This window comes from Paenibacillus albicereus, assembly GCF_012676905.1.
Taxonomy (GTDB): Bacteria; Bacillota; Bacilli; order Paenibacillales; family Paenibacillaceae; genus Paenibacillus_O; species Paenibacillus_O albicereus.
Genome location: NZ_CP051428.1, coordinates 179,377 through 201,753, shown reverse-complemented (window position 1 = coordinate 201,753; position 22,377 = coordinate 179,377). Strand labels below are relative to the sequence as shown.

At 65.4% G+C, this 22,377-nt stretch carries 16 protein-coding genes; 5 read left to right on the top strand and 11 right to left on the bottom strand.

Going from position 1 to position 22,377, the window contains the following annotated elements; translation table 11 throughout:
- Window positions 1–66: 66 nt before the first annotated feature.
- Window positions 67–252: a hypothetical protein gene (locus tag HGI30_RS00920; protein WP_168905987.1), complete on the top strand. Its 186-nt coding sequence runs from the start codon at window positions 67–69 to the stop codon at window positions 250–252.
- Window positions 253–737: 485 nt separating this feature from the next.
- Here the strand turns inward: HGI30_RS00920 and opp4C are convergent, their stop codons facing one another.
- The 9 genes from opp4C to HGI30_RS00875 all read right to left on the bottom strand — a co-directional run bounded on the left by opp4C (window position 738) and on the right by HGI30_RS00875 (window position 13,290).
- Window positions 738–1,748: an oligopeptide ABC transporter permease gene (gene opp4C, locus HGI30_RS00915; RefSeq protein WP_235680275.1), complete on the bottom strand. Its 1,011-nt coding sequence runs from the start codon at window positions 1,746–1,748 to the stop codon at window positions 738–740.
- Complete coding sequence (locus HGI30_RS00910; protein ID WP_168905986.1) at window positions 1,745–2,719, bottom strand: ABC transporter permease; 975 nt, start codon at window positions 2,717–2,719, stop codon at window positions 1,745–1,747. Before HGI30_RS00910 ends, opp4C begins: the two co-directional genes overlap by 4 nt.
- Window positions 2,720–2,754: 35 nt before the next feature.
- Window positions 2,755–4,380 carry an ABC transporter substrate-binding protein gene (locus HGI30_RS00905; protein WP_168905985.1) on the bottom strand — a complete coding sequence of 542 codons (1,626 nt, stop codon included), beginning with the start codon at window positions 4,378–4,380 and terminating at the stop codon, window positions 2,755–2,757.
- Between the two features lie 253 nt (window positions 4,381–4,633).
- Window positions 4,634–5,422 (bottom strand): DUF1684 domain-containing protein, encoded by a 789-nt coding sequence (locus HGI30_RS00900; protein WP_168905984.1) that lies wholly within the window; start codon window positions 5,420–5,422, stop codon window positions 4,634–4,636.
- A complete protein-coding gene (locus HGI30_RS00895; RefSeq protein ID WP_168905983.1) occupies window positions 5,419–6,306 on the bottom strand; it encodes an alpha/beta fold hydrolase in 888 nt (295 codons plus the stop codon). The genes HGI30_RS00900 and HGI30_RS00895 overlap by 4 nt, the downstream gene beginning before the upstream one ends.
- A 248-nt stretch (window positions 6,307–6,554) precedes the next feature.
- A complete protein-coding gene (locus HGI30_RS00890) occupies window positions 6,555–9,800 on the bottom strand; it encodes a DUF7507 domain-containing protein (protein WP_168905982.1) in 3,246 nt (1,081 codons plus the stop codon).
- 125 nt (window positions 9,801–9,925) lie between these two features.
- On the bottom strand, window positions 9,926–11,527 hold the full coding sequence (locus HGI30_RS00885) for a hypothetical protein (RefSeq protein ID WP_168905981.1): 1,602 nt from the start codon (window positions 11,525–11,527) through the stop codon (window positions 9,926–9,928).
- Window positions 11,520–12,236: an ABC transporter ATP-binding protein gene (locus tag HGI30_RS00880; protein ID WP_168905980.1), complete on the bottom strand. Its 717-nt coding sequence runs from the start codon at window positions 12,234–12,236 to the stop codon at window positions 11,520–11,522. Before HGI30_RS00880 ends, HGI30_RS00885 begins: the two co-directional genes overlap by 8 nt.
- A 247-nt stretch (window positions 12,237–12,483) precedes the next feature.
- Complete coding sequence (locus tag HGI30_RS00875; protein WP_168905979.1) at window positions 12,484–13,290, bottom strand: TerC family protein; 807 nt, start codon at window positions 13,288–13,290, stop codon at window positions 12,484–12,486.
- 377 nt (window positions 13,291–13,667) lie between these two features.
- Between HGI30_RS00875 and HGI30_RS00870 the strand changes: the two genes are divergently transcribed.
- Both HGI30_RS00870 and HGI30_RS00865 read left to right on the top strand, forming a co-directional pair.
- Window positions 13,668–13,994 carry a hypothetical protein gene (locus HGI30_RS00870; RefSeq protein WP_168905978.1) on the top strand — a complete coding sequence of 109 codons (327 nt, stop codon included), beginning with the start codon at window positions 13,668–13,670 and terminating at the stop codon, window positions 13,992–13,994.
- 13 nt (window positions 13,995–14,007) lie between these two features.
- Window positions 14,008–14,448 (top strand): collagen-like protein, encoded by a 441-nt coding sequence (locus HGI30_RS00865; protein WP_168905977.1) that lies wholly within the window; start codon window positions 14,008–14,010, stop codon window positions 14,446–14,448.
- Window positions 14,449–14,589: 141 nt separating this feature from the next.
- On the opposite strand, the gene HGI30_RS00860 is transcribed toward HGI30_RS00865, so the two are convergent.
- Entirely contained in the window at window positions 14,590–15,300 is a 711-nt protein-coding gene (locus tag HGI30_RS00860) for a MerR family transcriptional regulator (protein ID WP_168905976.1), read from the bottom strand.
- A 157-nt stretch (window positions 15,301–15,457) separates the two neighbouring features.
- Between HGI30_RS00860 and HGI30_RS00855 the strand changes: the two genes are divergently transcribed.
- Window positions 15,458–16,177 (top strand): DUF8817 family protein, encoded by a 720-nt coding sequence (locus HGI30_RS00855; protein WP_168905975.1) that lies wholly within the window; start codon window positions 15,458–15,460, stop codon window positions 16,175–16,177.
- An 85-nt stretch (window positions 16,178–16,262) separates the two neighbouring features.
- On the top strand, window positions 16,263–17,465 hold the full coding sequence (locus HGI30_RS00850; RefSeq protein ID WP_168905974.1) for a PQQ-dependent sugar dehydrogenase: 1,203 nt from the start codon (window positions 16,263–16,265) through the stop codon (window positions 17,463–17,465).
- Window positions 17,466–17,768: 303 nt separating this feature from the next.
- Here HGI30_RS00850 and HGI30_RS00845 read toward each other — a convergent pair whose 3' ends face one another.
- Entirely contained in the window at window positions 17,769–22,286 is a 4,518-nt protein-coding gene (locus HGI30_RS00845; RefSeq protein ID WP_206109989.1) for a DUF7507 domain-containing protein, read from the bottom strand.
- Window positions 22,287–22,377: the final 91 nt, after the last annotated feature.

Below are 22,377 nucleotides of genomic sequence, written 5' to 3'. Positions count from 1 at the left end.
GGAAGGATATTCGATTCAAGACTCCCCTCTCTCTTCGGCAAAGGGGCGCGAAAGGAGCTTGCTCAGGTGGAATTCATCGCTATATTCGGCGCCTTTTACGCCATGCCTTTCCTTGCCTTCTTCTTTTTGCTCGCGATGCTGCAGCTGTTCGCCAAAGACAAGTCCGATGGGCTGAAGCTCGTGGCGTCGCTGCTGTTCGGCGGGATCATGTGGATCTTCTCCATGCTGCTCGTCCTCGCAGCCGGAGGATGAACCCTCGGCAACCCAAAAAGAGCATCGCTTCGGCTTGCGCCGAGGCGATGCTCTTTTTATAGAGGAAAATCAAAATTTGCTGCACGTGGCAGCGCGGAAGCTTCCGCGTCATGACGACTCTAACGAAACCGAGAAGCGCTATTTCACCCAAAAAGCTTGTTTTGGAATTCAAACGAAACGGTCACGCACTATCGCTGCTGATTCGGACGAAAAACTGCCGTTTCCTGGCCGATAGCGTCTCTCCATATCGTTAAACGATCGATGTACGCCATTTGGGCCGAATAACGTCGTGTGGTTTCGTTAGAGCTCGGACAAGATGCGGGCCAGGAGCGAGCGCAGCGGGGGCGGCAGGCGGCCAGGACCGAGCGCGGTAGGAGCGGGGCGGCAGGCGGCCGAACGCATTCAGCGCGCCTGCGGCGCTTAAGCTCCTCGCCCTTCCTTGGCGCGTCCCGCTAGTGCCGGTTGCGCGGGTCGGGCGCGTCCCGCTAGTGCCGGTTGCGCGGGTCGAGCGCGTCGCGCAGGGCGTCGCCGACGAAGTTGACGGCCAGCACCGTGACGATGATCGCCACGCCCGGCGGCACCCACAGCCACGGCTGCGAGGTGAGCACGGTCAGCGACTGTGCGCTCGCCAGCATGTTGCCCCAGCTCGCGTCCGGCGGCTGCACGCCGAGGCCGAGGAAGCTGAGCGCCGCCTCGTCGAGGATCGCGCCGGCGACGCCGCTCGTCGCATAGATCAGGATCGGCGCGACGGTGTTCGGCAGGATGTGGCGCAGCAGGATGCGCGTGCGGCTGAGCCCGAGCGCGACCGCCGCGGTCACGTAGTCCGCCTGCTTGATCGCGAGCACGTTGCCGCGCACGAGGCGGGCGACCGCCGGCCAGCCGAGCAGGCCGAGGATGAGGATGATGTTGGTCAGACCCGGTCCGATCAGGCTCGCGACGACGAGGATGAGCATCAGGTACGGGAACGCCATGAAGATGTCGGTGATGCGCATGATGACGCCGTCGATCCAGCCGCCGGCGTAGCCGGCGATCAGGCCGAGCAGCGTGCCGACGGCCGCCGCGATCGCCATCGCCCCGAGGCCTGCGGCGAGCGAGACGCGAGCGGCGTAGATGAGCCGGCTCAGCATGTCGCGGCCGATCGGATCGGTGCCGAGCCAATGGCGCAGCGACGGCCCCTCGCCGAACGAGTCGGTGACGGCCGCCGGATCGTACGGCGCGATCAGCGGCGCCAGCAGCGCCGCGAGAGCCATGACGCCGAGCGCGATCGCGCCGGCGACGCCGAGCTTGTGGCGGCGGAAGCGCCGGAGGAACATCCGGCCCGACACGGCGCCGGGGTCGGCAGCCAGCTCCGGGCCTGCGGGCCCCGGCGTGCCTGGCTCCGGCCCAGCCGGTCCTTCCGGACCCGCACCTGGCGAATCCGGTCCAAGCCCTGCCCGGCCCGGCATCGCCGGACCCCGGCCCCGGCCAACGGCGAAATACCTTCGGAAAAGATTCATCCCGCGCCCTCCCCCTCGTAGCTCGTGCGGACGCGGGGATCGACCGCCGCATAGATGAAGTCGGTCGCCAGATTGACGCCGATGACGGACACCGCGGCCATCAGGTTCAGCCCCATGAGCGTGGAGTAGTCGCGGCTCATGATGGACGACAGCATCAGCTGCCCGATGCCCGGCCAGGCGAAGACCTGCTCGACGACGACCGCGCCGCCGAGCAGCACCGACATCTCCAGCCCGATGACGGTGACGATCGGGATGAGCGCGTTGCGCATCGCATGGCGGCCGACGACGAGCGTCTCGCGCACGCCTTTGGCGCGGGCGGTGCGCAGATAGTCCTGGCCGAGAATCTCCAGCATGCTGGAGCGGACATAGCGGATGATGCGCCCTGCGACCGCCGCCGCCAGCACGAGCGCCGGCAGGATCAGATGGCGCAGCCGGTCGAGCCAGCCGCCGGAGCCGCCAAGCTCCGTCATGCCGCCCGAGGGCAGCCACTGCAGCTGGATAGCGAACACATAGATGAGGCCGAGAGCCAGGAAGAAGCTCGGCACCGACAAGCCCAGAAAAGACCCGGTGGAAGCCAGATAGTCGAGCTTGGAGTACTGCCGCGTCGCGCTCAGCACGCCGAGCGGCACCGCGACGAGCAGGCCGAGCGCGAGCGCCGTGCCCATGAGCAGCAGCGTCGGTCCCAGGCGCTCGGCGATCATCCGCGTCACCGGCTCGTAGGTGATGAGCGAATAGCCGAGATCGCCGTGCAGCACGAGATTTTTGAGCCACAGGCCGTACTGGACGTAGGCCGGCTCGTTCAGCCCGAGCGCCAGCCGCCGGGCTTCGGCCGCCGCGGCCGGCAGCTTGGGGCTGACCAGCATGTCCACCGGGTTGCCGGGAGCCATGCGCATGATGATGAAGTTGATGACCGTGACGCCCAGCAGCACGGGCACGGCGGTCAGCAGCCGCCGCAGCACATAAGTCAGCAATGCCTGCACCTCGAATCGTTAACGCCCGCTCGCGTCTACTTCACGTCCCATTCATATACGTTGATGAACATGCCGAAGTCCTTCGGCTCCGCTCCGGTTACCCGCTCGTTCACCGCGCCGAGCGCCTTGGTCGCATAGATCGCCGGCATCGGCACGTCCTGGGCGATGATCTTCTGCAGGTCGCTGTAGGACTGCTTGATCTTCGCCTCGTCGGTCTCGGCGGCGATGGCGTCCAGCAGCTTCTCCGCCTCGGCGTTCTTGTAGCCGCTCGGATTGCCTTCCTTGAGGAAATAGGCGATGTCCGGCAGCGGGTTGATCGGCGTCAGCGAGACGGTGAGGATGCCGAGGTCATAGTCCATCTTGACGAGATTGTCGATCAGCGTCGCGAGGTCCATCATCTGGATCTTCGTCTGCACGCCGGCGGCGCGCAGGTTCTCGGCCACGATGCTGGCCGCCTGCTCGAGCGTCGCGTCGCCCGACAGGACGTACAGCCGCAGCGTCTTGCCGCTGTCCCAGCCGGATTCGGCGAGCAGCGACTTGGCCTTGTCCGGATCGTAGACGGCCGGCTGCACGCTCTCGTCGCGGTAAGGGCTATAGCTGGTGAAATAGCTGTCCACGACCTCGCCCGCGCCATGCAGCAGCTTGTCGACAATCTGCTGGCGGTTCATCGCGTAGCTGATCGCCTGGCGCTGCTTCGCATCCGGGACGGCCTTTTCGTTGATGTACATGAACTGCGTCGCGAGCGGAGCCGCCTCGACCGTGCGGATGCCCTGCAGTCCCTTGACCTTCTCGTAGTCGCCGACCGGGATGACGCCCGCCGACGGAATGTTCATGTCGATCTCGCCGCTCTGCAGCTGGGCGGTGACCGCGTTGCCCTGCAGCACCTTGAAGTTCAGAGCGTCCAGCTTCGGAGCGCCCTTGAAGTAAGCGTCGTTCGCCTCCAGGCGCACGAACTGGTCGCGATTGTACTCGGCCAGCTTGAACGGGCCGCTCGTCACGTCCGGCCGCTGCATGAAGTCGCTCTTCGCGAGCTCCTCCGGCGCGATGCCCGCGAGCGCGGACTGCGGGAGCGTCAGCAGGTTCTTGCCGATCGTATCCTGGAAGATGCTGAGCGTCGTCGGCGCCTTGGTCGTCACCGTCAGCGTGCGCTCGTCTACCTTCTTGACGCCGCTGATCGCGCTCTGGCCCTCCGGCAGGTAGCCGGCGTCGTCCAGTCCCTCGATGATGGCGAACTGGTAGGCCAGGTTGGAGGCGACCTTCGGATTCGACATGAGGCCGAGCGTGAAGATGACGTCATCCGCCGTCACCGGCTTGCCGTCGGTCCAGGCGGCCTTCTCGTTCAGCTTGATTGTGAACGTCTTGTTGTCGCTCGTCTCGATCGAGTCGGCCAGCATCGGCTTGTACTGCAGGTCGGAGTCCAGATCGACCAGCGGCGGGAACAGCAGGCTTGCGACATAGGTCGAGACGAGCCCTACCGGCGCGAGCGGGTTGATGTTGCTCGGGGCGTAGGTGACGCCGACCGTCACCGATTTGGCGCCTCCGGCAGCCGGAGCTTCTCCGGATGGCTCATTGGCCGGTCTGCTCGCGTTCGAGCAAGCCGATACGAGCGCAAGGCTGGCGGACAGCACCAGCGCAAGCGCCCCTTTTCCGATTCGTTTCATATCTCTCGACTCCCCTTCTGACCTTAATTCCGATCAAACAGCTTTGATTTTATTCAGTATCGGGTCTTTCTGGACGTCTTGTCAATAGAAGAACCGTGAAATTTGTCGAATGATCTTTATTTTTGGGTTATTTTGTCGAAAACATCCCGCTCTGAAGAAAATTCTTCCTTCCTCCGAGCGCAGGGAAGGACCGGAGGGCTGCATGCAGCCATCCGGTCCTTCTTTGTTTCGAAGCCGCCTGGGAATCCGGCGCTCACGCCTGTTCGCTTTTCCAAAGCGCGTTTTTCTCTCCGGCGCGAATCTCAAGCGGCAGCCGGTTGGCGCGCGGAGGCAGCGGACAGTTGAAAGCGGGCGAGAACGCGCACGGCGGCAGGAAAGCGCGGTTGAAGTCGAGCTTCACCTGCTGCCCGTCCTCCAGCGGCCCGGCGACGAGCAGCATCCGTCCCGGTCCGTACGTCTCGGGCCCGCTCGTCCGGTCGGCGAACGTCACGACAAGTCCTTCTCCCGAGCCGAACGGCACGAGTCGGAAGGTCTCTCCGTCGCGCTGCACGACGATCTCGCCGGGCGATCCGTGGCGGCGCGTGGCGCCATCCCGGTCGCCCTGGTGGCGGAAGTCGGCCGTGCCGTCCGCAGACGCCTCGAACACTCCCGTCCACACCGCCATCTCGTCTTCCGGATACACGTCGATGCCGTCGAAGCGCCCGAGCCGCTCGGCCCGCGGATCCCATACCGCGAGCAGATGGGGCGAGCCCGGCTGGGAGGTCGCGGCGGCGGCGAGTCCGGAAGGAAACCGAACGGCCGCCCCATCCTCCTCCAGCCGAATCTCGCCGCTTGCCGGACGGCCGTTCATCCACGCTCCGTCCTCGGGCGACAGTTCGGCGAGCAGGCCTCCGTCCGCCGGCGACCAGACGCCGGGCAGTCCTTCGAGGCGCGACGGCTCCGCGAGCTCATGCAGCGCGATCAGCGACAAGTCGCCGAGGTCGCCGGTCGACGAATCGAGCCTCCACTGCCGCCAGGCGGCCAGGTCCATCGCGCTCGTCATCGCGGTCCCTCCGCCGAAGCCGAACCCTTTTCCCCGTCCAGGAACCGCCTCAGCTCGTCCAGGAACGCCTCGTGCTCCTCGATGAACGGCATGTGCCCGCTATGCTCGAACACGGCGAGCTCCGAGCCGGGGATGAGCCGGTGCATCTCCTCCGCTTGGGAAAGCGGCGTGATCCAGTCGTGGCGCGCGCCGACGATGAGCGTCGGCATCGCGAAGCCCGGCAAGGAGGCGCGCACGTCATATTGCGGAATGAAATGCTTGAACGTATAGTTGGCGACTTCCATCGAGCCGATCGGGCGGTTGCCGGTCTCCCGCATCACCTGCTCGTCGCGCACATGGAAGTAAAGGTCGTAGTTGACGTCCCACCAGCGGATCAGATGCGCCTCGTCCTCGATCCTTCCCTCGAACAGCTCGGGAATGACGGCGAGCTGCTCCGGCGTCGCGATGCGGGAGGCGAACTCCAGCGCCGCCGGGTAGAACTCCCGGCTCGGCGCGGTGCAGATGAGCAGCAGCTTGTCCAGCGAGTCCGGATAGCGCGCCGCGAACACCTGCGCCACCATGCCGCCGAAGGAGTGGCCGAGCAGATGGATGCGCCCGAAGCCGAGGTACCGCCGCAGCTCCTCGATGTCGTCGGCCAGCTGCTCCAGCGTGCAGGTCGCCGGATCGACGCGCTCCGACTGGCCGTTGCAGCGCTGATCGAGATAGACGATCTGCAGCCGGTCCGCCAGCGGCGTCAGCCACGGCTTGAAGTCGGAATGGTCGCTCCCCGGTCCGCCATGGATGGCGAACAGCACCGGACGGGCTTCCATGCGCTCCCCGACCGGCACGTAGCCGGAGCCTTCCATATCAAAATACAGCCTCGTTCCGTTGATTGTCGCAAACATCTTTGTCGCTTCACGATCCCTCTGCGTTATGGCTTGAGCTTCAGCCGCCGGCTGAAAGCAATCTTCATAAATTATGTCGAAAAAACACGAACCAAGTCAACTCAATCCGCCAGCATCCCTAAATTTCCATGCACGCACAAAAAAATCCGTCCAGGCGCCTGGCCTGGACGGATGATCGCCGAGCATTGAAGCCGCCCTGCCGCCTGCTGTCCGCAAGGAGGCGACTGCAGCGAGCGGTCGCTTGAGGGTTATTCTTCCTCGTGCACGACCCGTACCGCAGCGGTCGCCCGCAGCGTCGGGCCGTTGTCGGAGGAGGCGATCGCCTCGCTCACGATAAGTCCTTCCGGCGCGTCGTCCGGGATGCGGTACGGCAGCCGAAGCGTCTGGTCCGCTCCGATCTCGAACGACTCCGTCGTCAGCCGCAGGCCGAACAGCGGCAGCTGCAGCACGCCGTTCACGAACGGCACGTTGCCCGTGTTGGCGATGCGGACCGAGAAGACGACGACGCCTCCGGGAGACGCCACCTGCGGCGAGACGGTTTCCGTCAGGAGCGCGTCGTTCCGCACGGCAGCCACGATCGGCACGAGCACTTGGCGCAGCGCCGTCTCGTTGGAGAACGCTGTAGCGAAGCTGTCGAACACCGTCCCCCCGCGCGTGCCCGACGGCGGCGTGAACGGCACCGAGAACGTGCGGCTGTCGCCCGCAGGCAGCACCGGGATGACCGTGGCGAACTCGGTCAGCGACTCCAGCACGCGCACCCCTGTCAGCGCTTGGCCGGAGATGTTGCGGACCGTAATCTCGATCAGCGTGCTGCCCCGGTACGGAACGGGATTGGGCACGGCGCGGCTCGCGAGCTCCAGCAGGAAATCCGGCAGCGCGACGAGCACGGACAAGGAATCGGTCACCGGCTGCAGCTGCTGCGGCACCTCCGGCGCGGCGGCCGTCACCGTATTGACGAGCACGGTGCCTTGCCGCGTGCCCGGCGGCACCGTGTAGATAAAGCTCGTCACCGCCGTCTGGCCCGGCGCCAGCGCCGGAATCGCCTGCGTATAGCCGGCGAGGATGTCGGTCACCAGGATCGATGTCGCCGGACTCGGACCGGTATTGGTGACCTCGGCGGTGAACAGGATCGGCTCTCCCGGCCCGGCGACCAGCCGGTCGGAGCGCTTGCGGATCGAGAGCGTCGTCTGCTGCGGCGGAACGGTCTGGACGACCGTCTGGAACGCCGCCTGCTGAGCCGGCGTCTGATCCGACGAGACGGTCAGCACGTTCTCCACGACGCTGCCGTTCGCCGCCCCGGCAGGCACGACGATGCCCACGGTACGGGTGATCGTCGCTCCCGCAGCCAGTGCGGGAACCGTCTCGGCAAAGCTTGCTGCCGGATCGGACAGCAGCACGTTCGTCTGCGTCAGCGACGTCGTATTGACGACGGTCAGCGTATAGGCGATGGCATCGCCCGGAGCGGCGACCGTACGGTCGCCGGACTTGGCGATCGCAAGCCCGGCCGCTACGATGTCGACGAACGTCGAGGCCTCGGCCGGGTCGGCTCCCTCCGACGTCGCCACGGCGAAGTTGAACACTCTCGAGCCGATCGGCGTCCCGATCGGAATCGCGTACGGCGCCTCCACGTCGACGATTTCATCGACTGCAAGCCCCGGGATCGTCTCGTCCAGGCCGGTCAGCCGGTCGACGAGCCGGACCGGACCGAGCGGCACGTTGCCGAGATTGCCGACCTGAATGAGGAACTCGACCGTCTGGCCCGGCGCGGCTGCAGCGGGAGTCACGGACTTGACGAGCCCGATCGCCCGCACGGCGAGCACTTCGGCCGACGACTCCGCAGGCAGCGGGATCGGCGTCTGGTCCGATGTGACGAAGGCCGTATTCGTATACACGCCGGGCGGCGTGTTGAGCGGTACGAAATACGTCGCCGTCACCTCGCGCGCTTCTCCCGAACGAAGTACGGGTATCGTCTCGTCGAGCAGGACCTGGCTGTCGACGACCCGTACGTTCGTCAGCTCGACGTTGCCGATGTTCGTCACCGTGACGACATACGTCAGCGTATCACCCGGCCGGACGACGTTCGGCGTCGTCGTCTTGACCGCGCTCAGCTGCGCGGCGCCTTCGATCGTCAGCGAGACGCCGACGAGCTGCGGGCTCAGATTGTCGCCCTGGATGCGCGCCAGATTCGTCAGGAAGCCGGGCGGCGTCAGCGGAGGGATGACGTACGGCCAGGTCAGCACGAACTCCTCGCCCGCGATGATCCGGTTGATATGCTGCTCCAGTCCGAGCAGCGGATCGGTCAGCGTCAGGTTGACGAAGTCGACGTTGCCGAGGTTTTGCGCCCGGATCGTGAAGATGACCGTATCGCCCGGCGCCGCCTGCGCGCGATTGACTGATTTGGTGAACAGCAGCGACGGCGCCTCCGAGATCAGCACGTCGAAGCTCGCGGTCTTGGGAGCGATATCCTGCGGCTGGACGGTCGCGGTATTGGTCAGGACGCCGGGCGGTGCCTGCGCCGGGATCGTGTACATGCCCGCGACGGCTTCGCTTTGGCCCGGGGCGAGCTGCGGCAGCGTCGTGCTGATGCCGATCAGAGGGTCGTTCACGGCGATGTTGGCAATCGGGAAATTGCCCGTATTGGTCACGACGATCGAGAACTGCACCGTATCCCCCGGCGCCGCCTCGTTGCGGTCGCCCGTCTTGACGACGTCGAACGTCAGCACGCCGAGGGCGGTGATGACGATGCGGCCGTTGCCTTCCTGCACGCCGGCCGTCGTCAGCGCGTCATAAGCGGCGCCCAGGAACGATGAGCCGCCGCCTGCCGATCCGTCGTTGCCGTTGCCGGCTCCGCTGGCGCCGCCGCCGTACAAGCCGCCGCCTCCTCCGGCCCCGCCTTCGTATTGATTTCCCGTGCCGCTGCCGCCTTGACCGAGGACTCCCGGCGTGCCGCGGTTGCTTCCTCCGACTCCCCCGGCTCCGCCGGACGTCTGCGTGCCGCCCTTGCCCGGCGCCGCCGTATCGTCGCCCGTGCCGTCCGCACCCTGCAAGCCGCCGCCCACAGCTCCCCGAAAGCCCTGCGTAGGGCTGGTCAAGGTGCCGACCCCGCCGCCGCCTCCCGCGCCGATGAGAATCCGGTTCGCCAGCGCATTGCCGCCTTGCCTGACATCGCTGGCCCCGCCGCCTCCTCCGCCGGAGGCGGAATTGTTGAAGCCCGGGCCGCCGCTTCCGCCCCCGTTGAAGCCTCCCGCCGTCGCCGGCCCGTTCAGCCGGCCGTTCTCCCCCATACCGCCTACGGCCACGACGAGCGGCTCGCCGGGCGTCACCCGAAACGTGCCGGCGGCGTAGCCGCCGAGTCCGCCGATGCCCCGCGTCGTGGCTGTCCCGCCCTGCGCTCCCCAGCATTCGATCCGGATCACGCCCACGTCTCCCGGCACATTCCACGTCTGCTGCGCTCCCGTGAAGTCAAATATGAATTGCTCTCCTATCGCCGTCATCCGCTTCGAGCCCTCCCTTGTCCCCGGCCGCTCCGCGGGCCGTGCATCTTCCTATGCGTATGACGGCGGCGGGTTGGCCTAGTACGCGTCGAAGGGCGCCTGCTTCGGCCGTCCAGGACGACGGCTTACTTGATCCGGAACGTTCTTGGCCCGAAGCGGCGCACCAGCAGCAGCGCCGCCGCCGCATACAGCGCCAGCACCAGCGCGGAGCCGGCCGCCAGCGCGGGAAGCTCGGGGCGCAGCAGCAGCACGAGCCAGCAGCTTGCCGAGAGCGCCATGTTGACGACATGGAACAGCGGATTCTTGGCATCCATCTCTGTCGTATAAGGCTGAAGCAAATAGTAGAGCGCCAAATGATGCACCGAGAACAGCAGCGCCAGCGAAAGCACGACCGCCCACACCAGCAGCAGCTCGGCGAGCGGCAATGCGGCTCCCGCGACGGCCGCCGCAGCCGTAAGCGCGGCCGCCGCGGCCGCTCCCGTGAGCAGATTCATGCCGGCCAGGCGGACGAGACGATGACGGAAGTGCTCGGGCGCCGCCGCCCGGTAAAAGGAGTACCGCATCAGCGGCATGTCGCAGTTGTAGAAGAGCGCCCGGCAGATCCGCTCTCCGGCGGAGAGCAGATAAAGGCCGAACGGCAGGTAGACGGCCAGCGAAGCCGGATTCCAAGAGCCCGGATCCGGGCGCAGCACGGCGAGCACGGCGCATCCGGCCGCCCCCGCTCCCGCCACGATGGCGAGGCGAATCCACAGCGGGCGGCGGACGAGCCGGCGATGACGGGCGAAGAACAGCGCGTTCAGGTAGGCATATCCGCTCGAGCCCGGGGCGCGGCCGCCTCCGGCCGCTGCGGATCCATCGAGGTCGCCCTTCTTGACGGCGACATCTGCCTTTTTCGCTTCCGCCATCATCCGGCCGAGATCAAGCAGCGGATCGTCGCGGCGGGTGGCGGCTTCGACGGCCTCGCGGTAGCGGGGATAGCGGGCGAGCCTCCATGCGGCCGCCGCGCCGATCACCGCGACGACGGCGGCACCGCCCGGCGAGGCGAGCTGCCGCAGGTCCGGCTCCATGCCGAGCAGCAGCGGGCCGTAGGCGAGCGCGAGTCCGAGCAGGATCGACGCCCAGACGATGCCGTTCTTTTTAATCAGCACGATCCCGGTCCGCTCGAACAGCAGCAGATGCCCATACTCGGCCGCGAGCCGCCACAGCACGATCGACAGCGCCAGCAGCGCTCCGCCGAGCATGGAGCCTCCGACGAACGGAAGCAGGAGGACGAGGGCGATCAGGAATGACAGGAAGAAGAAGACGTACCGGTACGTCAGCGTCGCCTTCATGTACAGCTCGCCGGGAATCCGCATGAGCTTGACGGCGACGAACTTGTCGCGTCTCGGCTCAAGCGCACGCGCGTTCCAGATGCAGGCGGTGAAGAAGCTGAGCGGCAGCAGGATCGCGAGCGAGGACAGCAGCGGATCCGCCGCATGTCCGGCATCCCGCAACCAGAACGCCGGCAGCACGACGCAGAGCCCGACGTAAATCAGCTTGTTAGCCACGGCCCAAATCAGCTCCAGCACGATCGCCGCCCAGGAGGCGGCCCGCTTCCAGCCGCTGCGGGCATAGAGCGACTCCGGCACGCGGGGGCCGATCCACGGCAGCCGCCGCACGTAATAGAGCAAGCGGTTGGCGAACGAGACGACCTGGATGGCGCGAATCAGCCGGTAGACGCTACTCATCGGCCGATCCGTCCTGAAGCAGCCGGGCGACCTCCTGCTCGAACTCCGGACTGCGCAGCAGCTCGGACGGCACGGAGGAGAGCGAGCCCTGGTTCAGCACGACGAGCTCGTCGCACAGATCGGTCGCGAGCTGCAGGATATGCGTAGAGAAGATGAGGATATGGTCCTGCTTCATCTCCCGGAGCATCTGCTTCATCTCCAGCGCCACGATGACGTCGAAGGAGGTGAGCGGCTCGTCGAGCAGGATGACCGGAGGGTCGGCGAGGAAGAAGAGCAGCATCTGCACCTTGTTCTTCATGCCGTGCGAATAGCCTTTGATGAGGCGGTGCCGATCCTGGGCGTCGATGCGCATCCGGTCGAACCAGGCATCGATATCGATGTCCGCCGCGCCCTCCCGCCGCTGCGGGTTCGCCTCGAGGTAAAATTTCACGAACTCGTACCCGGTCAGGAACTCGGGCAGGATCGGCAGCGAATAGACGTAGCCGACATCCGTCTCGCGCAGCGGCCGCCTGATCCCGTCCTCCTCAAGATACGCTTCGCCGCCGTCCATCTTCAGCTCGCGGCTGAGGCTGTTGAACAGCGTCGTCTTGCCCGCTCCGTTCCGGCCGAGCAGGCCGTAGATCTTGCCTTTCTCGAACGTGTAGGATACTTCCCTCAGCACCGGCTTGCTGTCGAACGTCTTGCTGATCTGCTCCAGGACGAGCTTCATGTCCATTCCTCCTTCTGGATCCTGATCGTGTTGAATACGCAAGAGCGGCGCCCGGCGATGCAGAAAACAGGATCGGAAATGGAAAGAACCGCGGTCCCCTGGCCAGGGGAGCGCGGTTCTTGAACGTGTTCGAAGCTAGGCCCAAGCTGCGATGATGCCGTTCGCGAGTCCTTCCTCTTTAATTCAGATAAAAAAAACTCTCCTCCCGCATCTGCGCGAGGAGAGCTCCAACTTGAATCCAGAAAGCTTATTCCGGAAACTCGGCCGGTACCGGCTTCGCTTCGTCTTGCTTGCCGGTCTTGCGGCCCGACATGAACCAGCCGGTGACGGCGATCGCGACCAGGACGCCGTAGAACACGAGCTTCCAGCCGGTCGACTCGGCGAAGTCATGCGGGATGACATGCAGCGAAGGATGCGACAGCGTATGCACCGCGAGCTTGACGCCGACCCAGCCGACGATGACGAACGCCGCGATCTCGAGCGACGGCCGCGCCTCCAGCAGCTTGACGAAGGCGTTGGCCGCGAAGCGCATGATCAGCAGGCCGATGAATCCGCCGAGGAAGATGACGACGAAGTGGCCGCCGTCCATGCCGCCGATCTTGGGCAGCGTCGTCTCCGGCAAGGCGACGGCAAGCGCGACGGCCGCCAGGATGGAGTCGACGGCGAAAGCGATGTCGGCGAGCTCGACTTTGATGACGGTGCCCCAGAAGCCGGATTTCTTCGGCTCGTTGGCCGTGTGCGGTTCGACTTCCTGCTTCGCCCTCTTGACGATGACCTTGCGGAAGATGTGGTTGGCGGCGATGAACAGCAGGTAGAGCGCGCCGATCGCCTGCACCTGCCAGACGTCGACCAGGAACGAGATGACGAACAGCGACGCGAAGCGGAATACGAACGCTCCCGCCAGGCCGTAGAAGAGCGCCTTCTTTCTCTGCTCATCCGGCAGATGCTTGACCATAATGGCCAGCACGAGCGCGTTGTCCGCCGCCAGCAAGCCCTCCAGCGCGATCAGGACGAGCAGCACCCATCCGTACTCCATCAGCAATGCAAAATCCATGTTCTTTCCTCCCCTAATGAAATACGATGTGCCCGGATGAAGGCAAAAAGACCCTTGCCCATGAGAAAAGACGCTTCATGGACAAAGGTCTCACCAACAGCGCCAAATGATGCGGCGCTGCCAATAAAGCCGGAGAGCTCTCGCTCTCGGATTGACGACTTTACTGTACCAGTTACTCCCCTTTGGAGTCTTATGCAATTAGGCCGAGCGATGCGAATCAGGTCGATATACGCCGCTCGCGAAGCTTGGTTTCACTTTCAGCAAAAAAAAGATTCTTCTTTTTGATACCCGCCGGCCGAGCCGCTCAAACCCGAGCGGCACCTCTTTCTGGGCGAGCGCATACGCTAGGCTATGCCCAGAAAACGGAGGTCATGTCCATGCATCCGTACGCTACCGGTCCGCAATCGCCGGCCCTGAGCCGCGTCTACCACTGCGAGACCGCCCATCACGAAACGCTGCTCGACGTCAAGCAGCGCCTGCATGCTCTGTGCGCGGAGCACGCCTACCGTCTCGTCCAAGTCGAGACGATGGACGGCGACGTCTACGAAGGCAAGATCGTGCTTTGCGACCGCAGCATCCTGTTCCTGCAGCTGTCGAACGAAGGCCACAGGGCTTTCCTGCCCGGTGCGCCCAACCCGTACTTCTACAACAACGTCATCCTGCCGCTCGTCCTGTTCGACCTGCTTGCCATTACGCTGATCTAAGGAGGAATCTGTCATGGCCGTATTGTTCCCTCAAAACCAGCCGGGCGGCCTCGGCGGCCTGTTCCCGGGGGCGCCGGGCCAGCCCCCGTTTCCCGGGGGCGGAGGATTGCCGGGAGGCTTTCCGGGACCCGGAGGATTTCCCGGTCCCGGCGGATTCCCCGGTCCCGGCGGAATGCCGGGCGGACCGGCAGGCGGGCCGCAGCCGCCATCCTCTCCGCCCCCGCAAGCGATCCCGGTCAAGCCGCTGACGGTCGGAACGCTGGCGATCGACCCGGGCGCCATCTCCGGCTGCGTGCTGCGCTACACCTATATCTGGCCGTCGAACGGCCCCGGCTTTTGGTTCTATCCGATTTTCGTCGGCCGCACCTCGGTGTCCGGCTTCCGGTGGAACGGCTTGTTCTGGACGTTCTCCGGCTTCGACCTGAGACGCATCGACTCGTTCAGCTGCTACTGACCGAGGCGGCCTGGCCGCTGGCCGCGGCAAAAGCCCCTGTCTGCCTGGCTCTCGCCGGCAGCAGGGGCTTTGCCGAGATCGGAAAGGCGGGACCCGAAACGCGATTGCAACGGGCTCCCGCCCGAACGGATTGCGGCGAGGTCATTCCTGCTGCCCTTCTTCTTCGCGCGCCGAGTCGAGCAGGGTCTGCAGGCAGGCGATGCCCCGCATCTGCTCGACGAGAGCGCCGTCCAGGTAATGAAGGGACTGCATCGCCATTTCCTTGGCCTGAGCCACGTCATGATTGTCCAGCTCGGACAAGACCTCGCGAACGACGTCCAGGGAATAGACGACTCTTTGAACCGTACGGATGACGAGCAGCTTGCGGATGTCCGAGGGGCGATAGATGCGGTACCCGTTGTCGGGCCGTCGCTCGGGCCGGATCAGTCCCTCCTTCTCCCAATGCCGAATGGCGGAAGCGGACACCTTGGCCTCCTCAGCGGCTTCTCCGATCGTATAGGCGCTTTTTCCACGGCGCAGGGACGGTTCATGCAGCGCTTGGAGGCCAAGCATCTCCACCGTTCGCTGCACCGTTTCCTTTTCCGCATGGAGATGGACTTGGGCCCGGTTGAGCAGCCACAGCGCATCCAGCCTCTTCCCTTGCTGGACGAGCGGCATGATGCGTCGGACCAGCTCCATGCCGAACCCGGGTATCAACGCGCGGATGCATTGAAAATAGGCTTCGTGTTCCCGGGTATAGATGCGATATCCGCTCGCCGACCGCTCGATGCGAGGGACAAGCCCCCAGGATTCGTAGTGCCGCAGCGCGCTCGTACTGATGTTCAGGCTCCGGGCGATGTCGATTCCTCTCATCCCGTCTCCTTTCCCCCTATCATGAAAGGTTCAAGTACATGACGGCTTTTCAGCCGTTTGGCAAGGCAGCGCCGGATTGCCATCCGCCCCACCTTAGCATTTGCACGAATCATGTACGATGAAGGTACAGTCTCCCCCAAGGAAGGTGCCTATTCGCATGAACAAGATCATTCCCATTTTGCCTTGTCCGTCCATGAAGGATCAAGTTTCCTTTTACGAGAAGCTGGGCTTCACCTTGTCCTACTTCTCCCATCGTCCCTATTCCTACGCGGTTCTCCAGCTCGACTCGCTCGAGCTGCATTTTTACAGCAGCAAGAAGATGGTTCCGGGCGAAAACCCTCTGATGTGCTATGTACGAGTGGATCAAGTCGATCGTGTCTACGAGCAGTTCACGAACGCGCTTAAACAGTCGCTCGGAAAAGTTCCCCGTACCGGAATTCCAAGAATATCCAAATTGAAGCATTTGAAGGAGGATAGGCGGTTCATCCTAACGGATATGGGGGGAAATACGCTCTTTATCGGCACGCCGAACGAGGAGCTCCCCGAAACTTCCGCCTTTCTTCGGAGCCTTGCCAGCGAAGAGCATTCCGACTCTTTCGGCATCCTTTACGATCTGTTGTATTCCAAGGAGGATGTCTCGTCAGCGGCTGCCATGCTGAACAAGTTTTTCCCGGCAGACCTGACATCGATGGAGGTCGAGGAGCTCGATCTGGCAAAGCTCTTGCTGGTGGCGATGGATATCCAGCTGCACCAGCATCAAGCCGCGGATTCGCGGCTCGGCGAAAAGCTCGAAGAGCTGATCGCCGCTCATGGAACCGCCTCCGAAGACTGGAGCCGTATTTCCCGGCAGCGTCAGTCCATCCTGGCCGAGGAGTGAGCCGGCTGCTGGTTGATTCCTGCCCGTTCGGGTAAAATGAGGGCAAACGGTCTACCCGCTTGCGCAGGCCAGGAGGAGATGGAACTTGCTGACGACTATTCGCCGCAAAGGATTCGGAGCGGCCGCCGCCGTCCTGCTGCTGTGCGGCTGCGCCCCGGCCGACGAGCTTCGGCAGGACGGTGGAGCTTCGCCTCCTCCTGCCGCCTCGCCAAGCGAGGCGCCTGCCGCGCAGCCGCCCTCGGGGGCCGCTGGCGACGCGGGACGCTTTCCCTACGAGCCGTCCGTGATCGCGGAAGGACTGGACTTGCCGTGGGAAATCGCCTTCGCTCCGGACGGCCGCATCTTCTTCACCGAGCGCCCGGGAGCGCTGCGGGTCATCGAGGAGGGACGGCTCCGCGAGAAGCCGCTGCTGGAGCTGCCGGGTCCAGACGGCGGAGAAGGAGGGTTGCTCGGCCTCGCGCTCGATCCCGCTTTCGCCGACAACGGCTACGCTTATGCTTACCACTCCTACGAGGAGCGGGGGCGCGTCCTGAACCGCGTGCTGCGCTTGCGCATCGATGGCGAGGAAGCGCGGATCGACCGGGTGCTGCTCGGCAGCATCCCGGGTGCGGTCAACCACAACGGCGGCCGGCTCCGCTTCGGTCCGGACGGCATGCTGTACGCCACGACCGGCGACGCGTCGGAGCCGGAGCTGGCCCAGGACCCCGACAGCCTCGCCGGCAAGATTCTCCGCCTGAGGCCCGACGGATCGATACCAGCGGACAACCCTTTTCCCGGCTCGCCGGTGTACAGCCTCGGCCATCGCAATCCCCAAGGCCTCGCCTGGCATCCGGAGAGCGGCGAGCTGTACAGCTCGGAGCACGGCCAGTCCGCCCACGACGAGATCAACCGCATCCGCCCCGGCGCCAACTATGGCTGGCCGAATGTGGAGGGCGACGACACCGGAGTGGCCGCGGACGGAAAACCCCTGCAGGTCCCGGCCGCGCATAGCGGAGACGAGACGTGGGCTCCGTCGGGCATGGCGTTCCTGACGGAAGGTCCGTGGAAGGGGCGCCTGCTCGTCTCCGCGCTGCGCGGAGAGCGGCTGCTGCAGGTTTCCCTTGCGGCGGACGGAGGCGTATCCTCCGTGGCGCCTTTGTTCGAGGAGGAGTGGGGACGGCTGCGCTCGATCGTGGAAGCACCGGACGGCACGCTGTACGTGCTCACGAGCAACCGGTCTCGCGGCAACCCGGCGGAGAACGACGACCGCATCCTTGCGCTCGCTCCGGTGCCGCCTTCGTCGCCGTAATCGCCGGAGACATCCCCCTGCTTCCAACGCTGCCCGCCGCGCTCCCAGCCGCCGCCTCGCTTGTCGAGGCGGTTTTTTGTCGTTTCCTTCGCCCGCCGGGGAGAAAAACGCAGGCGAGGGCCAAGGGAATTGGGTCGAAATGAACGGGCGAGCCGCTGGCTGCCTTCGACAACGTCAACGATGTGCTGGCGGTCAAAGCCTGACGCCGAAAAGGGCTGTCCCCGACCCGGATGATGGGCCGGTGACAGCCCTTTCGGCTGCGCCGCGCGTCGTTCGCTTGAATCAACTCCCGCCGTTCCCCGCTTACTCCTCCTCCTCGCAGACGATCAGCACGGAGGCGCTCGCCCTCTGGGTCGGCGCATTCTGGAACTCGACCTGGACATGGCTCGTCAGCGTCGTGTCTCGTTCGACATGAGGCAGCCGGTACGGGATGCGGAACACGTCCTCTGCCCCGACCTCGAAGCGGTCGGTCGTCAGCCGCAGCCGCAGCAGCTGGCCCGTCAGCACGCCGCGCAGCAGCGGCACGTTGCCGGTGTTGCGCACCCGCACCTCGAACAGGACCAATGCTCCGCACGGAGCCGCAGCCGGCGAGACGGCGTGAACGAGCTCGTAGCGGGCGATCGCCTGCGCGGCGAACTCGGCTGTCGCGACCTGCAGCGGAGTCTGGTCGGAGAAGACGGCGACAGTGTTGACATACCTCGTGCCTCCGATCGCATCGGGCGGGATGACGAAGGGCAAGTCGAACAAGCGGCTCTCTCCGGGAGCGAGCGACGGCAGGACGGTATTGAACGAGACGAGCATGTCGATGACCCGCACGTTGGTGAACGCCTGGTCCGACACGTTGCGGATGCGGATGCGCTTATGCACGGTGCGGCCTGGCAAGGCTACGGGCGGATCGGCCTCCACCGACAGCTCGATCAAGGTCGACGGCAGCGCCACCGTGACGCGGGCTTCGCTGAATATCGGACCTCCCTCGTTCTCCGCCCAGTCGACGATCGCGCGGTTCGCGATGACCGTGCCCTGCCTCGCGTCGGACGGAGCCGTATAGGCGAACACCAGCTCCATCGTCTCGCCGGCGGCCAGAAACGGCAAGTCGAAGCCGGTTCCGGTCAGCGAGTCCCGCACCGATACGGCGGTAGCAGGAGCGCTCCCCGTATTGGTCACGGTCACGGCGTAACGGATCGACTCCCCGGGGAGAATCACGTTCCGATCCGGCAGCTTGAGGATCGCGAGGGTCGTCGGAGCCGGCGCAGACAGGACGAGCACGTCCGCGACTGCCGTCCGGGCCGGCACCTGATCGGACCCGGCGGTGAACGTGTTGCTCAGGACCGTGCCGGACGGGGTGGCGGCCGGTACGGCATAGGCGACAGTCCGCACGATCGTCTCTCCGGGCTGCAGCGCCGGCACGGTCTCTGCCAGTCCGAGAAGCGGGTCGCTCAGCGTCACGCCCGTCTGGACGCTCGGCAGGCCGTTGGTCAACGTCAACGTGTAGACGACCGTCGCGCCGGGAGAGACGACGGACGCATCCGGCGTCTTGGACGGAACGAGCGCTCCTCCGATGACAAGGACGGACGCCTCGACGGTTTGCGGCTCGAGCTGGTCGGCCGAGGCCGTCAGGCGATTGACGACCGGCTGGCCGACCGGCGCGTCCGCAGGAATCAGGTAGGACACGTCATACTCCGCGCGGCTGCCGACATCGAGGGACGGGATCGTCACGTCGAAGCCGAGCGTCGGATCGAGCAGGCGCACGTTGGTCAGCGGCACGTTGCCGACGTTGTTCACGACCAGCGCATACGGGACCGTCTGGCCCGGAGCCGCCGCGATCACGCCTGCCAGCTTGCGGATGCCGAGCCGCGGATCGCGCAGCACCTCGACATCGACGCTTGCCGTGACGGTCGGAGCCTGGGAGCTGACGGCCATCGCGGTATTCGTATAGACACGCGGGGGCACCTCCAGCGGCACGAGGAAGGCCGTCTCCAGCACGCGCGTCTCGCCCTCGGCCAGGAGCGGGATCGTCACGCTCGTGCCGATGAGGTCGTCGGTGACGACGATCTGCGTGACCGGCGCATTGCCGGTATTTTGTACCGTGATGAAAAAGGTCACCGTGTCCCCCGGATAGACGCTGGACCGGTCGGCCGTCTTGGAAAGGCTCAGACGCGGCGACGGCAGCACCTCTACCGCCGTGCCGATCGTCTCCGTCGGGAGGTTGTCGGCCCGGATGACCGTGAAATTCGCGATCGTCAGGCCGGGCCGGGCATCGGGCGGAATCGTGAAGGGAACCTCGATCGTGAACGTGCTGCCGACGGTGAGCAGATCGACCGTCTGCGACAATCCGAGCAGCGGATCCTCCACGCTCAAGTTCGTCAGATCGGCGGTGCCGTTGTTGACGATCTCGATGGTGTAGACGATGGTCTGGCCGGCTTCGGCTGCAGGAGGAGAAGCCGTCTTGGACGCGAGGATGGACGGAGTTCCCACGACTAGGATCATCGCCTCCGCCTTCAACGGGAAGGCGATCTGGTCGGCGGAGGCGCTCGCCGTATTCACGAACGGACCGACCGCCTGCGGGACGAACGGGATGCGGTTCACTTCGCCCTCTCCCGCGACCAGCAATGGGAGGCGCTTGGAAAACGACAAGGCCGGGTCCTCGACCAGCACGTTGGTGAGGTCCTGCTGGCCGGTATTGCTCACCTGAAGGTAGTAGGCGACCGTGTCGCCTAGCCGCACCTCGAAGCGCTCGGGGTACTTGGCCAGCGTCAACTCGGCAAGGAGGCCCAGCTTCGCCACGTAGGCGTCGATGCCTCTGCGGACGGGCTGGAATGCGCCGGGCGTCACCGGCAGATCGGCCGAGAACGCGGTGCCGGCGAGGTAGATCGCTCCCTGCGGATCGACCGCGATGCCGGCCCCGCTCTCGATGTACGTGCCGCCGAAGTACGTCGAGTACTCCGGAAAGCTGCCGGTCGGATCGAGCTGCGTGACGACGGCTGAGCTCAAGCCGGGAATCGTGCTCTGGAACGCGTCGGGCGTCACCGGATAATCGGAGGACGAGGTGCCGCCCGTCACGACCGGCGCGCCGGAAGCCTGCAAGGCGATGGAGCCGGTAGCGGTGCTGCCGGTGCCCCCGAAGGCCGCCGAAAAGACGAGTCCGGTGCCGCTGGGATTGAACTTGGTGACGTACACGCGCCGGGTGCCCGCTTCCACGAACGATCCGGGAACGGTCGGAAAGTCGGCCGAGGTCGTGGAGCCGAGCACGAAGGCGTGCCCGGCGCCGTCGAGCGCAAGGTCGGTGCTGATGTCCTGGCCGCTGCCTCCCAGATAGGTCGAGTAGACCAGGCTGCTGCCGTCGGGGCTGAACTGGGTGACGTAGCTGATGCCGGCTCCCGTGTACGTGATCTGGAATGCCCCCGGCGTCGTCGGAAAGTTGCGCGCGACCGTGTTGCCGGCGACGAAAGCATGCCCCGCGCCGTCGACGGATACCGCGACGGCGTCCGTCGTCCCGCTGCCGCCGAGATAGGTCGCATAGATCAGGGCGGAGCCGGCGGCGTCGAGCTTGGCGGCGTAGGCAGACGTCGTCGTTCCTGGACGAGTCGGCTGGAAGGCTCCCGGGGTGGTCGGAAAATCCGGCGAGTCGGTAGTGCCGACGACAAACGCGTTGCCGGCGCTGTCGATGGCGATGCCATGGCCCTCGTCGCCCCCGCTCGCCCCGAGGTAGGTCGAGTAAACGAGCGCGGCTCCGGTCGGATTCAGCTTGGTCACGTATGCCGATGCCCGGGCGGAAGGAGCCGTCTCCTGGAACGCTCCGGGCGTCGTCGGAAAATCGGAGGAGAACGTGGTTCCGGTCACGTAAGCGTTGCCCTCCGCATCGAGCACGATGTCGTTCGCCGTCTCGCGGGCCGATCCGCCCAGGTACGTCGAATAGACAAGCGCCGTGCCGAACGGGTTCAGCTTGGTGACGAATACATCGTCCGCTCCCGCGAGCGCCGTTTGAAACGCCCCTGCCACGACGGGGAAGTCCGTCGACGCCGTCGTGCCCAGCACATACGCATGGCCTGTCGCGTCGACCGCCACCTTGGACCCGCCTTCCGTCCCGGTCCCCCCGAGATACGTGCAGTAGACGAGGCTCGGATCGATGACGAGCGGCAACGCCCCGTCATGCGGCTCCGTCATCTCGAAGCCGATGGACCAGCCTCCTTCCGCCGCAGGCTGGAGCACGTAGCGGCACCCGATTTCCCGTCTGGTCCCTCCCGTCTCCTGGTAGGCGCATGGGCGATCGTCCTGCAGACGCCCGTAAGGCGTCACGAGCTGCAGATGCCCCTCTCCATCGATCTCGATGCCGTCCGCTCCCCGGCAGAGGAGGCGGATGTCGGCGACCGAAGCGCCGGGCTCCAGCAGCCAGTCGAATTTCAGCGCGCCGCCGCGGCCCGACAGCCTCGCTTCGATGCCCGGCCAGAGGCCGGGGTAGGCGATGCTCCCGTAGAGGGGGATGTCCGTCACCGCCCGGCGCCCCGCCCCCTGGCCCCGGACTTCATGGGCGCGTCCGGATTGCAGCTCCCGGCCTTCCGGCGCGACGCGCGAAGCCCCCTGAAACTCCCAGGAGAGCGCTATCCCTTCCCGCACGTCCTTCATGACGCCTTTTTCCTCCAGCATCCAGAATACCGCACTCAGCCCGTCTTCATGGAAGAAAGCCGTGAACCGGCCTTCTTGCGCGCGAAAGGCGATGTTTCCGTCCATCTGGCCCTTATTCGCAGCGAATAGAAGCGGGAGGCTCCCATACGCACGCCCCTGCTCCTCGCTCGGTGCTTGTTCGGTTCGCAGCTCGCTCAAGTCGGATACCTCCATCCCCAAACTTCTACAGCCTATGTCGAAAAGAAGGATTTCAGACGCAGGAGCGGCCGATGCTATTCCCACGCCGCGA

Coding starts and splice junctions, on each gene's coding strand:
- opp4C (WP_235680275.1), bottom strand. CDS start 1,748: ATGAATCTTTTCCGAAGGTATTTCGCCGTTGGCCGGGGCCGGGGTCCG.
- HGI30_RS00905 (WP_168905985.1), bottom strand. CDS start 4,380: ATGAAACGAATCGGAAAAGGGGCGCTTGCGCTGGTGCTGTCCGCCAGC.
- HGI30_RS00900 (WP_168905984.1), bottom strand. CDS start 5,422: ATGACGAGCGCGATGGACCTGGCCGCCTGGCGGCAGTGGAGGCTCGAT.
- HGI30_RS00895 (WP_168905983.1), bottom strand. CDS start 6,306: ATGTTTGCGACAATCAACGGAACGAGGCTGTATTTTGATATGGAAGGC.
- HGI30_RS00890 (WP_168905982.1), bottom strand. CDS start 9,800: ATGACGGCGATAGGAGAGCAATTCATATTTGACTTCACGGGAGCGCAG.
- HGI30_RS00885 (WP_168905981.1), bottom strand. CDS start 11,527: ATGAGTAGCGTCTACCGGCTGATTCGCGCCATCCAGGTCGTCTCGTTC.
- HGI30_RS00880 (WP_168905980.1), bottom strand. CDS start 12,236: ATGAAGCTCGTCCTGGAGCAGATCAGCAAGACGTTCGACAGCAAGCCG.
- HGI30_RS00875 (WP_168905979.1), bottom strand. CDS start 13,290: ATGGATTTTGCATTGCTGATGGAGTACGGATGGGTGCTGCTCGTCCTG.
- HGI30_RS00870 (WP_168905978.1), top strand. CDS start 13,668: ATGCATCCGTACGCTACCGGTCCGCAATCGCCGGCCCTGAGCCGCGTC.
- HGI30_RS00865 (WP_168905977.1), top strand. CDS start 14,008: ATGGCCGTATTGTTCCCTCAAAACCAGCCGGGCGGCCTCGGCGGCCTG.
- HGI30_RS00860 (WP_168905976.1), bottom strand. CDS start 15,300: ATGAGAGGAATCGACATCGCCCGGAGCCTGAACATCAGTACGAGCGCG.
- HGI30_RS00855 (WP_168905975.1), top strand. CDS start 15,458: ATGAACAAGATCATTCCCATTTTGCCTTGTCCGTCCATGAAGGATCAA.